Here is a 13718-nt window from a genome sequence, read left to right on the forward strand (position 1 = left end):
CCATGGCCGCCACTAAAACGCGCATCAAATCACGCAATGCTGCTTGCAGCCTCGGCGACTCCGGGTGCGTGCGCAGGGTGTTCCGGTGCACGCCGGCAAGTTCGGCTAAGTCTTGCAGCGGGAGCTCAAGCAGTGCCGCGAAATTTGCCGGCGAAAAGCGCGTAGTCCCAGGCTCACGCGTGGACTCGAGAACCTCGGATGCGACGGCGAACATGGGGTAGATCCTAGATTGAAAGGAGACTGTGTGCACATTTTACGCATATAACTTGCACATACAACCAGTGTGAGTCCAGACAACGAAGGAGAAGCCTCGGCGCAATATGTGAAGGCTTCATGAAGAGAATTGCATTGCTGTCAGGGGACGTTTCAGAGCATCAGTGCCCTATCTGGCCACTCTTTGTTCAATCGATCAATCCCGACCGCGACAGCCGACGTCCCGCAGGTCAGGGGTGGCGTTCCTCATCGGACGGACTGCCGAGTTCGATCAACATGAGGAGATCGCTGACCCGAGGGACGCGGACCTGGGCAGGATGTTTGACATCCTGGCGGAGACTGTCATCCATGCGGGCTTGACAGCGTGCGCGTGACGGTGTGCGAGCAGCGGTTTCTCCCGAGTCAGAAGTCGAGGCGAAATGCTTCCAAGTCGCGGACCCGACGGCTTTATGCGGCTGCCCGCTGTGCCACGCTGAGTAATGTGGGCCTTAGCCTGCTGGCGCCGCCGGCAGAATGAGCCGGCCCACCGCAAATCGGTGGAGCCATACCAATCATTGCGGAACGCGCATGAAGCTTCGGTATGGCCTCAAGGTAAGCGTCGCAGCCAGACGTCGGCAGCCTCCTTCTAACGTTTGGCTCATTTCGCCGTCGGCGGCAACAGAGTGAATGACTCTAGTTCGGCCAAAGCAGGCGCTGGGCTGGGCTTGTGGCGACGACAGCAATGGTGTGGTCAGCGGTCGCCGGCATCCTCGGACTCGTGAGCGGCGGCTTTACGCGTCGGCGTAACTGGCGCTTTCGACCCCTATGCTTAGCACTCAACTTTGCGTAGGTCCACCGCACCCGGCGCCGCTTTGCGCTGGACCGCAAGACGTTGCCGGGCTCTCTGTGCTTTGCATAGTTACAGGCCGCGCAGGAACGTCATAAGGTCGTCGCTGGCGCGGAAGTGCTTGAGCTTGATGTCGGTTCATTCACATCGACAGGTGCGCCACCGCAGCCTCGCAGGTGCGCACGTAGCTGGGGGCATTGCCGCGCTCCGAGAGGTACTGGCGGTACCCCAGGATGAGGCGATCCAGTTGAACACAGCCGCGGCAGCGGCCAGAAGGAACGGGGCGAGAACAAGGCTTGGTACGCATGGCAGTCTCCAGGTTGTGGAGCCGCCAGTGCACGCCGGCGCGCAGACTATGTAAAGATGTTCACGTCATCGAGGCCCTGTAGGCCGCGTCAAGCCTCACCAGCGAGCTTCCCGCATTGCGCAACTGCGCATAGTTGAGACCTCGGCATAGGGGTCGCTATGCAAAGCTTTGCATAGCGACCCAAAGCGGGGACTAGAACGCATGTGTTCCGCATCCGGAAGCGGATACTCAGCGTGCAACTTAGAGAGATTGCGCGAGACGTCCGTCGCTTCAAAGCTGTTTCTCGGCTTCGACGATCACGCGCGCGCCGGCACATGGCACGAACAGGTTTGTCGCGGTGGCACGGGCGTGCCCGGCCATGGAACGCCGTGTCACTTCTTCAGCCGCAGTAGCCGCGCATTGATGGCCACAATCACCGTGCTCGCCGCCATCAGTGCAGCTCCCAGGGCCGGCGACAGCACCACGCCCCAGGCGTAGAGCGCGCCGGCCGCCAGCGGAATTGCGACGACGTTGTAGCCCGTGGCCCAGACCAGGTTCTGAATCATCTTGCGATAGGTCGCGCGCGACAGTTGCACGATGGCCACGACGTCCAGCGGATTGCTGCGCACCAGAACGATGTCGGCGGTTTCGACCGCCACATCCGAGCCGGCGCCAATGGCGATGCCCACATCGGCCTGCGCCAGAGCCGGTGCATCGTTCACACCGTCGCCAGTCATGGCCACCAACACGCCACGTGCTTGGACCTCTTTGACCTTGGCTGCCTTGTCCTGCGGCAGGACTTCGGCGAAGTACTCGTCCAGGCCGAGCTGGTCGGACACCCATTTCGCCGTCGCCTTGTTGTCGCCGGTGAGCATCATGCAGCGGATGTCCATCGCCTTAAGGGCGTCGATGGCCTCCTTCGCTTCGGGCCGGACGATGTCGGCCAGGGCGAGAGCTCCCTTCAATTGAGCGTCGACGAGGACAAACACCACCGTCTTACCCTGTGCCTGCAAGGGCTCGACGCGCTTGTCAGCGAGATCGATGTGCTGTTCGCGCAAGTAGCCCGGGCTAACCACCTGGATCTCTTTGCCGTCCACTTTGCCCTGCGCGCCCTTACCCGGGATGCTCTTGAAATTCTCGACCGGCAGCTTCTGCTCCGATGACTCGGCGATCGCCTTGGCGATGGGGTGTTCGGAATTGACGTCCACGGAGGCCGCGTACTTGCGCAGCGTCTCTTCGTCGATGTCCTGGGCCAGCAGCAAGGTATCGGTGACGCCAAAGCGACCCTCGGTCAGCGTGCCGGTCTTGTCAAAGATGACGGCCCGCAGCTTGCGTGCACCTTCGAACGCCGCACGATTTCGAATGAGCAGGCCGTGGCTCGCTGCCAAGGCCGTCGAGACGGCCACCACCAGCGGCACGGCCAGCCCGAGCGCATGCGGACAGGTGATCACCATCACCGTCACGGCGCGCTCGATGGCGAAGGCTAGATCCCGTTCCATGAACAGTAGCCAGATCAGGAAGGTGCCCGCACCGCTGACTAGCGCAATGAGGGTGAGCCACATCGCCGCAGTGTCGGCGAGGTTCTGCGTCTTCGACTTGCTTTCCTGGGCCTGTTTGACCAAGTCGATCACCTGCGACAGGAACGAATCCTTGCCGGTCCCTTTGACCTCGATGGTCAGAGCGCCTTCGCCGTTGATGGAGCCGCCGATGACCTTGCCGCCGCTCGCCTTCGCGACAGGCGTCGACTCGCCAGTGAGCATCGCCTCGTTGACCGAGCTCTCGCCTTCGATGATGGCGCCGTCCGCCGGGACTTTCTCGCCCGGCTTCACCAGAACCTTGTCATCAACCGCTAGCTCGCTCAGCGGCACGTCCTTCACGCTCCCGTCGTGCATCAGTTTGTGCGCGTCGGAGGGCATGAGCTTGGCCAGTTCCTCAAGCGCCTTTGAGGCGCCCATCACCGACCTCATCTCGATCCAGTGTCCCAGCAGCATGACGTCGACAAGGGTGGCCAGCTCCCAGAAGAACACCTTGCCGGTCAGACCAAACACGACGGCGCTGCTATACAGATAGGCGGTGGTGATGGCCACGGCCACGAGCGTCATCATCCCTGGCTTGAGGGATTTGATCTCCGTGGTCAGGCCCTGAAGGAAAGGCCACCCACCGTACCAGAAGACCGCCGAGGAAAAGCCGAACAGGACATACAGGTCGCCCGGAAATCCGACAGTTTCACGCAGTCCCACCAGCGTTTGCAGCAGCGGTGACAAAGCGAGGATCGGCAGTGTCAGGACCAGCGAAATCCAGAACCGCTTGCGGAAGTCCGCCGCCATGTGCGCATGGTGGTCGTGATGACCCATGTGCTCAGCTTGGTGCTCAGGATGGTCAGTTTTGGTGGCACCGGCGTGCTGCAATTGAGCTTCGGCGTCCGACCAGTTCTGGTCTGCATGTCCTTGCGGACGGCCTTCCTTCACATAGATGGCGTAGGCCTTTTTTGCCACTTCATCCTGGGTCAGTTTGCTCTCCGGCTCGTCCTTGGTGGTGTGTTCATGTTCGCTCATCGGTCACCTCCCAAAAATGGAATCCGGGTGCGGCGAACGAATGTCCCGTACCTGCGGTTCGTGTACTGTGGATCAACACCAACTGGCCCGGTCGCCGGGGTCCATCAGCAACTCGTTGATGCTGGCCTCGATGACTCGGTAGCCGACATCCCCATAGAGCTTCTGCCGGCCTTCGTTGAGCACCAGGGTGGGGCTGCCTTCGACAAGTTGCCGGTCCTTGGCATCGAAGTCCGCGCACAGCGCCGCATGGGCAGCACCACTGTCGATGTGCTGGCGGATGCCGGCAAGGGGCAATGCCATTTCCGTGGCTATCGCTTCCTGAATTTCTCGATCGGCGATGTCCTGCAGGTCGCGGAAAAACCGGAGACGACAACGCCACACCGCCTCTTCGAAGACGCTCTTGCCGCCGAACCGCTGTTCGGGCGCCGCCGAGAGTTCACCGTGTTTTTCCAGCAACTGTATGGCCTTGAGAAACAGGTGGCAACTTGCCGAGGTGGGCGGGGCATTCCTGGTCCAGATCTCGGGATGGATATCGATATGCACGAAACGTGCTGCCATCTGTTGAAGATGCCGCGAATAGCCCCCCGCGCCGCCTTTGTCGCCCCAGCCAACCTCTATGCGAGCTTCGACATCGCCGAACAAGTGGAGAAAGCGATACTCGATTTGGATCTGGTCACCGAATTGTCGGCGCAACTCATCAAGCTTGATTTGAGCTGCGTAGGCCCATATGCAGAGCACATCGGAAAAGTAAGAAACGGTCAAGGTCGGCTGCATGGTGGCGGTCCCGTGTCGCTGATAAGCACCTCGATAGGAGTCGCAGCCCCCTAAATCATTTGCGTTTTTGCAGGACGACCCAGAGGACGACGGCGACAACGAAAACCAGCAGGGTCGGCCCCCAGTAGCCGCCGTAGCCCCCCATCCAGCCGCCACCATTCATCATGTTGCCGCTCTGCGCAGACACCGCGCCACTGGCGAGCATGGACGCCAAACCAACAGCCATTGCAGGCAAGGATTTCATGGAACCTCCTGTGTGAAGCGGAACGCCTGAGCAACCGCTTCGGGCGCCGAAGCACTATGCAGACGAAGGCGCGCTGCAATCGCCGCGCACTGCGTTCGCACCGCCCCGTGGCGGTCGATCACGCCTCTAAGCACCTGCCAAACGCAGGCTAGCTCACGACGCTGCTGCAGTCTGTTGTGCAGCGCACAGACTTCGCAGCGCGAAGCAGGCCGCCGTCAGGTTGGCCTTTATGTGCATCGCGAACAGTCGGTTGGTGCACAGCATGCCAATTCTGTTGTGACCAGGCGCTATCCAGCCCTGACTCATGGTGACGCACGTACCGGGTGAACACGCCTAATGATGCGTCCGCCGGGGCGCTAATCAATTCGGCATCGGATCGAACACGGTTTGCGGCCAAGCTGGGCTAAACAGCCTTGCTCTTGTCGCATGGACACTGGCTACGCAACTGCTAGGTTGGGTGGAACGGATCGAACCGAAGCTTGGCCTCGATTGCCGACAAGATAATTCGGTAAGCTGATCGATAGTCCGCCCTGTGAAGGTGCCGATAGCACCTCTCCGTGTGCGGAATCTCTGGGAATGTGACCTCCATGAAGTCGTGCAGCCATCTCAGACCGACACGCACGACATATTGCTCTTTGGGTAGAGTGCCTAGCCCACACTCAAGCAAGATGCCAACCCGGAACCAAGCACGAAGGTCTTGTCCCAAGGGGAAAAGGTCACTGGAACGTTCTATAGGCAGATCCTCATCGGCGCGCAGCAAGGTCACATATTGATTCGGCATACCAGGGGAGGTTGGAGTTGCCTGTGCTGGTGCCTCAAGGTACTCCGCCAAACCAGATGCAAATTGCTGAACCTGCTCGTACATCGCATCAAAGAAATCCGAGTGTCGCTTTTGGCTCTCGGCATAGTCGATACACAATTCAGCGTAGCGGCCCATTTTCGATGACTCCGGTTATGAATGCGCCCCATCTTACTCGGACTACTTTGAGTCGCCAGTGCAGTAAACCCAGGCAGGGTCGACGCCCGACTGAGCCAGTTCAGGGCAAAGTGCCGTGGGCCATGAGCCACCAGAATCGGTAGGGAATCTGTGCCACCTCTTACCCGGCCGGGGGCAAGCGGCTCAGCACAAGATCGGCAAGGTGGCACACGCGGGGATCGGCGTCAACATGCCTGCCATCTCGCGCAGTGATTCCGTGCTGGACTGACGCGGATTCCCATTGATCTGGTGCGCAGTCGGCGTCCGCGCGCGTGAGAATTCCATCAGTCCCCTTGCGCGTGATGAGTCTCCTGTGCACGCAGCAGCACCCAGGCGCCAGAGGCTCCGAGCCATGCAGCCGTGACCCAGAAGGCCGGTACGACACTACCACGCATTTGTGCGATAAGGCCGAGCGCGAGGGCGCCGATGGCATAGCCTGTATCGCGCCAGTAGCGATAGGTGCCGAGCGCCGAACTACGCCACGTCGGATCAGCGATGTCGGCAACCGCGGCGATCAGGTTTGGATACAGCAATGCCATCCCCACGCCCATTACCACGGCGGTGATGAGCCAGGCGACTAAACCCTTGACCAGAACGACTGCAGCGACGCCGATACCGAGCAGCCACAACCCAGCGACTACCGGCGGTCGCCGTCCGATGCGATCCGACAGCGACCCGGTCCACAACTGAGACACGCCCCAGGTCAAGGCGTATGCCCCGGTGACCCAGCCCACCTGCACCAAGCTCAGGCCGTGGCCGTGCAGGTACGAGGGGAACAGCACCCATAGAAGAGTGTCGCCAACCTTGTTGGCGACGCCCGCCTGGCATAGCGCCGAGAAGGTCGGGTGAGCAAAGGAGACATAGCGAAAGATCTGCCACGACGTCGGATGCTCGGGCAGTCCATCAGCGAATCGCGGCCGGAGCCCAGTGCGCGATCCGTTGGCATGGTGTTGGCGTTCGGCATGTGCCCACGGCAAGGTCTCACGCACGAACAGCAGCGCGGTGGACAGCGCGAGCGCAATAACTCCGGCAGCGAACCCGAGCAGTGCCAAACGCGGTCCATACATGTTGGCCAAGTAGGCCGTCGCGAGCCCCGCCAGGCCAACCGCGACGTAGCCGGCGAACTCGTTGATTCCGGTGGCCAGGCCGCGTTGCTCGGCTCGGGTGATGTCGACCTTACTGGTAACGGTCATGCTCCAGGCGAAGCCCTGGTTGATGCCGAGGAACAGATTGGCTGCGACGATCCACCACCAAGATTGCGCATAGAAAATTAGCAGGGGGATCGGGATCGCCGCGACCCAGCCAAAAATGAGCACCGGCTTGCGCCCAATGCGTTCGGACAGGCGACCGGCGACGAAGTTCAGCGCACCCTTGACCAGTCCGAAGGAAATGACAAAGGACAGCAGATAAAGGAAGGAGGACTTCGGAACGGCGAAGTCCCGTGCGGCCACCAACGGCAGCACGGTGCGCTCCATGCCGATCAGCAGACCGACCAAAAACACCTGTACCGCCTGCCAGATGAACTGGTGCAGATTGGCGCGAATACCCTGCAGGTGGCGTTTGTGCCCCGCGTCCGCCATGCGGGAGGCGTTCATCACACAGTCGCTTCGATCGGCAAGCCGGCGGCCTTCCACTCGGGCACGCCTTCAGCCACCTTGCGTGCACTCAGACCGTGCTGGGCCAGCAGCGTGACCGCGGCTTCCGACATGACGCAGAATGGTCCGCGACAGTAGGCGATCACGTCCTTGTCCTGCGGTAGCTCTTGGATTCGCGCCTCAAGTTCATCCAGCGGTACGGAACGCGCCCCTGGAATGTGTGCCGTGCGGTATTCGCTCTCCGGCCGGACATCAAGCAGCACAACTTCGCCGTCACGCACCTTCTTCAACAGCGACTGCGCGTTCTCTAGCGTGAGCCGTTCGGGCCCCGAAAATAGGCGGTTCATGGCCACCTGTAACTCGGCCAAGCGCGACTCGGCCACGCTGCGCAGCGCAACCCACAGGTCCGACACGTCGGCCCCGCTCAAGCGATAGACCCGACTCTTGCCATCCGGCCGGACATCGACGAGGCTCGCATTGCGCAGCACCCGCAGATGCGCGCTGGCGAGCTTGACGTCGATACTCGCCGCGTGTGCCAGCGCTTCGACGGACTTCTCGCCCTGGGCCAGCACTTCGAGCAGCTCGAGCCGCTTGGGGCTGCCCAGTGCCGAGCCGATGCGGGAAACCTGGGTATAAAGGTGGTCCTTGAGCTCGCGGGATTTCATGCGAACACTCTAGCGGATTTGCGAATGATCGTGGTCAGGATTTCCCCTCCCCAAAATCCGGCGCATTTGCACGAGGTTGCAGGGTAGCTAGGCCGCGCACCTATGGAATGCGGTCGGCGCATCGTGAACTCTTGACCGCGAATGCTCTGCTGGTCCTGTGTTTATCCTCCGCCCGCTGGATCCGGTTCAACCAACGCCCCTGGGGCAGAAGCGGGCTTTCTGAAAAAACACCGGCTACCTTGAAGGTGCCGAATCTAAGCCCCGCGATATGCCGCTGGCATGTGCATCACAAAACACGTGCGGCTGTTCTTCGATGTCACCGAAACGCTGCCGCCATGCGACTCGACAATCGACTTGACTATCGCAAGGCCGAGCCCTGCGCCTTCACCTCGTCGCTGCCGAGATGGATCGACGCGGTAGAAGCGGTCGAAGAGGTGTGGCAGATGTTCGGCCTTGATTTCGGGACCAGGGTTGCAAACCTCGATCGTGACGCGAGAGCCGCTTTGCGACACACTGACAGTCACGGATTGACCTGATGGCGTATAGCGGATCGCATTGGAGATTAAGTTGCTCAATGCCCGACGCAGCATCGGGCGATCCCCACGTATCGTGCCAGCGCTCCCCTGCAATTGGAGACCAACCGTGCGGTCCTCCGCCCAAGCTTCGAAATATTCAAACAGTTCTTGCACTTCGCCCGCCACGTTAACGTCGGCGCTCGCCTGCCTTAACAGGCCCTGTTCGGCCTGTGCCAAAAATAGCATGTCGCTGATCATCGTACCCATGCGCTCGAACTCCTCAAGGTTCGAATAGAGGACTTCGCGGTAGGCGTCGACGTCCCGCGCCTTAGATAGCGCCACCTGGGTATGGGTGGTCAGATTGGTGACCGGCGTGCGCAGTTCATGTGCGATATCGGCCGAGACATTGCGCAGCCGCTGAAAGGTCTGCTCGATTCGCATCAACATTGCGTTAAAGGCGATCACAAGATCGCTCAGTTCGACGGGGACCTGTTGGGGATCCAGGCGTACGTCGAGCCTTTCTGTCGTCATGTCGCGCATCTGCGCGCTGATACGTCGCAGCGGAGCATGACCCTGTTGTACCGCTAGGCGTGCGACGATCACGCTGATGAGGCACGCCAGCAGCGTGCCCGCCCACAGGGCATCCTGCAGTTGCAGCAGATACTGCAGATGAAAGTCAATCACAGTGGCAACGGCAACGGTGTCACGCCCGTTTCGCACAATCAAGCCACGGTAGGTGTGCCGCGGTGTCTTCCAGACGCTAAGCGCATTTAAGCTCAAGTGGTCAGCCGCCGAAACGTCTCGAATAAGCGCTGAAAGCTCCGGAGGTGTCGTCTCGTAGAGTGGGAGTCCCTGTGCGTCGCGCACAAGAAAATAAACATCATGATTCCCTGCTGTGGCATCGGCGAGCTTGCGCTCCTGCGTTGGCCGGGGCGTTGCCGGGACCATCCGGGCAAGCTCCGTGGTAACCGATTGCCACCCAGCCTTTAGTTGGGCAAGATCCATCTGCGCGAAATGCCGCTCGATCGAGCGTTCGATGCCCCAAGCCGCGATGAGGAACATCGTCGTCGTTACGAGCCCAACCAATAATGTGACGCGCACCGCCAGGGACGTCGGTCGGCGCCTCCTGTTCTCACGGTGCATCAGGAGCATCCAAGGTGTAGCCCATGCCTCGCACGGTCTGGATCAGCTTGGGTTCGAAACCATCGTCGATCTTCGCGCGTAGCCGACGAATGGCGACATCAATCACGTTCGTGTCACTGTCGAAGTTCATGTCCCACACTTGGGATGCGATCAGGGACCGGGGCAGGACTTCGCCCTGACGACGGACCAGCAATTCAAGAAGGGCAAACTCCTTGCCGCTGAGGTTGATCCGGGTGCCTGCCCGTGTCGTGCGGCGCCGCGGCAAATCAAGGACCAGATCGGCAACCGCAAGGAGATCAACCTGCGTTGGCGCGCGCCCTCGTCGCAACAGGGTGCGTACCCGTGCAAGCAACTCGGTGAACACAAATGGTTTGACCAGATAGTCATCGGCCCCGAGCTCAAGGCCCTTGACGCGATCCTCCACCGAATCGCGCGCGGTGAGAAACAACACCGGGGTATCGTTGCCTGACTCGCGAAGGGAGCGGAGGATACGCCATCCGTCAATGTCGGGAAGCATGACATCGAGCACGATCAGGTCATACGCGGTGGTCATCGCGTGGTGATGGCCATCGAGACCGTTGCGTGCCCAATCCACAACGAACCCCGACTCTCTGAGGCCCTGCTGCAAATATTCCCCGGTTTTGACTTCGTCTTCGACGATCAGAAGTTTCATCTGCGTTACCCCGCCGACGCCCCGAGACTGAGGCGTGCTTTTAATGTAGTTCGCCGAAACTGCCACGACCATGACAAGTCGATGACATCAATGTAATGCTGCGGCCATTTTCCTGAAAACACGCGCTCAATACGCTTGCCGTTCAATTTTTCTATTGAACGGGAGCAGCCAAAACCATGCAACGCAATCTCATCGTCCGCCCTCAAGGCGTCCATGTTCAGCGCCGACGCTTCGTGCAGGGGATCGCCGCTGGCGGCGTCATGCTTGGCCTGGCTCCATGGGCGGCGCGTGCGCAAACGGCACCTACCGCAACCGGAACAGTTCCGGAACTACGCGGTACTGAATTCAATTTGGTGGTGGCCGAGACGGCCGTCAACTTCACCGGGAAGTCTCGGGTTGCCACGACGATCAACGGTTCATTGCCAGGTCCGACGTTGCGCTGGAAGGAAGGTGACACGGTCACGATTCGCGTGACCAATCGCATGAACCGTACAACGTCGATCCACTGGCACGGCATGCTCGTTCCGTTCCAGATGGACGGTGTGCCGGGATTGAGCTTCAGCGGCATCGCGCCAGGAGAGACCTTCGTCTATCGCTTTCAGGTCAAACAGGCGGGAACCTACTGGTACCACTCCCACTCGGGCATGCAGGAGCAAACCGGCATGTACGGCGCCATCGTCATCGAGCCTGCGAAGGGCGAGACCATGACGGCCGAGACCGATCATGTCGTCCTGCTGTCGGACTGGATGGACGAAGACCCGATGCGCGTCTTGGCCAGGCTCAAGGCGGACAGCGGATTTGACAATTACCACGAACCGACGACGGTGGATTTCTTCCGCGAAGTCTCCCGTGACGGGCTGCGGGCGGCGATCGACAAGCGTGCGATGTGGGAGCAAATGCGGATGAGTCCGGGCGACCTTTCCGATCTCTCGGGCGCCACGCTGACGTATCTCACGAATGGCGTCACCCCTGCCGGCAACTGGTTCGCACCCATCGTGCCGGGCAAGGTCGCACGACTGCGCTTCATCAATGGCTCGGGTGATACCTTTTACGACGTGCGCATCCCCGGCCTGAAACTCACGGTGGTTGCCGCCGACGGGCAGAACGTGGAGCCGGTGAGCGTGGACGAGTTCCGCTTCGGCCCTGGGGAAACCTATGACGTGCTGGTGCGCCCCAGAGACGAGGCGTACACGATCTTTGCGCAATCGATGGACCGTACCGGATACGCACGCGGCACCCTGGCTGCCCACCCGGACCTGGCCGCGCCGGTTCCGGCGATGGACCCGCGCCAGCAATTGACAATGGGCGACATGATGGGCAACGACATGAGTTCGATGCCAGGAATGGACATGGGCGGCATGCGCATGGACTCGGGCCCAGCCGCGCGACACGCACCTACTGAATATGGCCCCGGGGTCGACGCTCGCGTCGACCACCCCCGGACCAACCTGGACGATCCCGGCGTGGGCCTGCGCAACAACGGCAGGCGGGTACTGACTCTTGCTGATTTGCACACGATCGGCGGCCCGATCGATCCGCGTGTACCCGGCCGCACGATCGAGATGCATCTGACGGGCAATATGGAACGCTACACATGGTCGTTCGATGGCGTGCCGTTCGGGGAATCGACACCCGTGCATTTCCGCCATGGCGAGCGTCTGCGAATGGTGCTCGTCAATGACACGATGATGACCCATCCGATGCACATGCACGGCATGTGGAGCGAACTGGAGAGCCCGGACGGTCAATTTCAGGTCCGACGCCACACCATTCCCGTGCAACCTGCGCAGCAAGTCAGCTATCGCATCAGCGCCGACGCGCTGGGACGCTGGGCCTGGCATTGCCACCTGATGATGCATATGGACAGCGGCATGTTCCGCGAAATTCTGGTGTCGTAACCGCGGCGGAAAGCGAGGAAGAATCCAATGAAATTTCAGCACATTAAAACTCTGCTCATCGTCGCGTTGGCCGGGCTCGGCGCCGTGTCAGCCTGGGCGCAAAGCATGGACATGCCGGGGATGCGCATGCCAGAGATGAGCGCACCCGTTGCATCGGCCGCCGGCCCGGCCGATGCTGCCAGTTCGGCTGCGAAGTCTGGGGACAAGGCGGATATGAACATGCCAGGGATGAGCACGCACGAAATGAGCGGCACCACCCCGCCTTCAGCAAAGCCCACTCCCTTGCCAAAGCCGGCTGCAACGCAAAGTGGCGTCAAGGGCATGGACATGCCAGGCATGCAGATGCAAGAGACGGCAGCGGCGAAGCCGTCGCCTCCGGGAAAATCGCAGGGGATGCCGAATAGGGCGCCCAGCCAGCCGCGCAGCGCCGACGCATACTCCGACGGCTACACATTGACCTCCGGCCCATATATTCCCCCAGGAGTCAAGCCGCCTCACCTGGATGATCAAGTCGCTTTCGGCTCAGTTCTGGTCGATCGCCTGGAAAAGGCGTACACGCGCAACGGCAACTGGACCGCTTACGACGTGCAGGCCTGGTTCGGCCACGCCTTCAACCGCCTCATGATCAAGGCCGATGGCGACATGTCACAGGGGCGCCTGCAGAATGCACGAACCGAGCTTCTCTGGGATCACTCGGTTGCCGCGTTCTGGGACATGCAGGCCGGAGTGCGTCACGACAACGGCTCCGGCCCCGACCGCAATTGGCTGGCGTTCGGCATGCAGGGCCTTGCGCCCTATTGGTTCGATGTCGAGGCCACTGGCTACTTGGGCAACGAGGGGCGCAGCGCGCTGCGCCTTGCGGCGACTTACGACTTGCTGATCACCCAGCGCATCGTGCTGCAACCGCGCATCGAAGCCAACCTGTACGGCAAGGATGACCCCGCGCGCCAGATTGGAAGCGGGCTCTCGGATGCGACCGCCGGGCTGCGCCTTCGCTACGAATTCACGCGCCAGTTTGCGCCGTATGTTGGCGTGGAATGGAGCGGAAAGTTTTCACGCAGTGCGGACTACGCGCGCGCAGCGGGTGACAAGACAAGCCAGACCGCCATAGTCGCGGGTTTGCGATTCTGGTTCTGAGTCTGAGCCATTGGCATTCATTGGAATCGATCAGGTCATACGCCGCGATACCGCCATCGCTCGAGGGCTGTCCACCTGAGGTGCGCAGCCCTCAAGCGCGGCGAGCGTTGAGGCATATGCACCGTAAGCGTCCCGCCAACCCCTCTTGACACCCGAAGTGAAGGTCAGGTGCTGGCGGCAGGGGTGTTGGTTTTTGCCCAGTTATGCGGCAGCAATTC

General features: G+C 61.0%; 11 protein-coding genes and 1 pseudogene. 2 read left to right on the plus strand and 10 right to left on the minus strand.

What is annotated here, in order from left to right:
• From AC2VLV_RS11385 to AC2VLV_RS11430, 10 genes and pseudogenes are all read right to left on the minus strand, one after another.
• Positions 1–214, minus strand: a pseudogene (locus tag AC2VLV_RS11385) (DNA-binding protein); the annotation flags it as partial.
• Between the two features lie 967 nt (positions 215–1181).
• On the minus strand, positions 1182–1346 hold the full coding sequence (locus AC2VLV_RS11390; RefSeq protein WP_486990093.1) for a hypothetical protein: 165 nt from the start codon (positions 1344–1346) through the stop codon (positions 1182–1184).
• A gap of 371 nt (positions 1347–1717) precedes the next feature.
• A complete protein-coding gene (locus AC2VLV_RS11395) occupies positions 1718–3880 on the minus strand; it encodes a copper-translocating P-type ATPase (RefSeq protein ID WP_486990094.1) in 2163 nt (720 codons plus the stop codon).
• Positions 3881–3952: 72 nt separating this feature from the next.
• The gene (locus AC2VLV_RS11400) at positions 3953–4654 is read right to left on the minus strand and encodes a DsbA family oxidoreductase (RefSeq protein WP_486990095.1); all 702 of its coding nucleotides are present in this window, start codon (positions 4652–4654) and stop codon (positions 3953–3955) included.
• Between the two features lie 55 nt (positions 4655–4709).
• Positions 4710–4898 (minus strand): hypothetical protein, encoded by a 189-nt coding sequence (locus tag AC2VLV_RS11405; RefSeq protein ID WP_486990096.1) that lies wholly within the window; start codon positions 4896–4898, stop codon positions 4710–4712.
• 448 nt (positions 4899–5346) lie between these two features.
• Positions 5347–5835, minus strand: a complete 489-nt coding sequence (locus AC2VLV_RS11410) for a hypothetical protein (protein WP_486990097.1) — start codon at positions 5833–5835, stop codon at positions 5347–5349.
• A 323-nt stretch (positions 5836–6158) separates the two neighbouring features.
• Positions 6159–7469 (minus strand): MFS transporter, encoded by a 1311-nt coding sequence (locus tag AC2VLV_RS11415; protein WP_486990098.1) that lies wholly within the window; start codon positions 7467–7469, stop codon positions 6159–6161.
• Positions 7469–8134, minus strand: a complete 666-nt coding sequence (locus AC2VLV_RS11420; RefSeq protein ID WP_486990099.1) for an ArsR/SmtB family transcription factor — start codon at positions 8132–8134, stop codon at positions 7469–7471. Before AC2VLV_RS11420 ends, AC2VLV_RS11415 begins: the two co-directional genes overlap by 1 nt.
• Before the next feature lie 254 nt (positions 8135–8388).
• On the minus strand, positions 8389–9801 hold the full coding sequence (locus AC2VLV_RS11425; RefSeq protein WP_486990100.1) for a Cu(+)/Ag(+) sensor histidine kinase: 1413 nt from the start codon (positions 9799–9801) through the stop codon (positions 8389–8391).
• The gene (locus AC2VLV_RS11430; protein ID WP_486990101.1) at positions 9782–10465 is read right to left on the minus strand and encodes a heavy metal response regulator transcription factor; all 684 of its coding nucleotides are present in this window, start codon (positions 10463–10465) and stop codon (positions 9782–9784) included. Before AC2VLV_RS11430 ends, AC2VLV_RS11425 begins: the two co-directional genes overlap by 20 nt.
• A 176-nt stretch (positions 10466–10641) precedes the next feature.
• On the opposite strand from AC2VLV_RS11430, the gene AC2VLV_RS11435 reads away from it, so the two are divergent.
• Positions 10642–12363, plus strand: coding sequence for a copper resistance system multicopper oxidase (locus AC2VLV_RS11435; RefSeq protein ID WP_486990102.1), 1722 nt, complete (start codon positions 10642–10644; stop codon positions 12361–12363).
• 105 nt (positions 12364–12468) lie between these two features.
• Positions 12469–13500, plus strand: coding sequence for a copper resistance protein B (locus tag AC2VLV_RS11440; protein WP_486990103.1), 1032 nt, complete (start codon positions 12469–12471; stop codon positions 13498–13500).
• Positions 13501–13718 lie beyond the last annotated feature (218 nt).

The sequence above is a fragment of the Thiomonas sp. TH-17 genome (genome assembly GCF_057473305.1).

What these genes read in the sequence shown, in the direction of transcription:
- AC2VLV_RS11390 (WP_486990093.1), bottom strand. Translation starts at nt 1,346, where the DNA reads ATGCGTACCAAGCCTTGTTCTCGCCCCGTTCCTTCTGGCCGCTGCCGC.
- AC2VLV_RS11395 (WP_486990094.1), bottom strand. Translation starts at nt 3,880, where the DNA reads ATGAGCGAACATGAACACACCACCAAGGACGAGCCGGAGAGCAAACTG.
- AC2VLV_RS11400 (WP_486990095.1), bottom strand. Translation starts at nt 4,654, where the DNA reads ATGCAGCCGACCTTGACCGTTTCTTACTTTTCCGATGTGCTCTGCATA.
- AC2VLV_RS11405 (WP_486990096.1), bottom strand. Translation starts at nt 4,898, where the DNA reads ATGAAATCCTTGCCTGCAATGGCTGTTGGTTTGGCGTCCATGCTCGCC.
- AC2VLV_RS11410 (WP_486990097.1), bottom strand. Translation starts at nt 5,835, where the DNA reads ATGGGCCGCTACGCTGAATTGTGTATCGACTATGCCGAGAGCCAAAAG.
- AC2VLV_RS11415 (WP_486990098.1), bottom strand. Translation starts at nt 7,469, where the DNA reads ATGAACGCCTCCCGCATGGCGGACGCGGGGCACAAACGCCACCTGCAG.
- AC2VLV_RS11420 (WP_486990099.1), bottom strand. Translation starts at nt 8,134, where the DNA reads ATGAAATCCCGCGAGCTCAAGGACCACCTTTATACCCAGGTTTCCCGC.
- AC2VLV_RS11425 (WP_486990100.1), bottom strand. Translation starts at nt 9,801, where the DNA reads ATGCTCCTGATGCACCGTGAGAACAGGAGGCGCCGACCGACGTCCCTG.
- AC2VLV_RS11430 (WP_486990101.1), bottom strand. Translation starts at nt 10,465, where the DNA reads ATGAAACTTCTGATCGTCGAAGACGAAGTCAAAACCGGGGAATATTTG.
- AC2VLV_RS11435 (WP_486990102.1), top strand. Translation starts at nt 10,642, where the DNA reads ATGCAACGCAATCTCATCGTCCGCCCTCAAGGCGTCCATGTTCAGCGC.
- AC2VLV_RS11440 (WP_486990103.1), top strand. Translation starts at nt 12,469, where the DNA reads ATGGACATGCCGGGGATGCGCATGCCAGAGATGAGCGCACCCGTTGCA.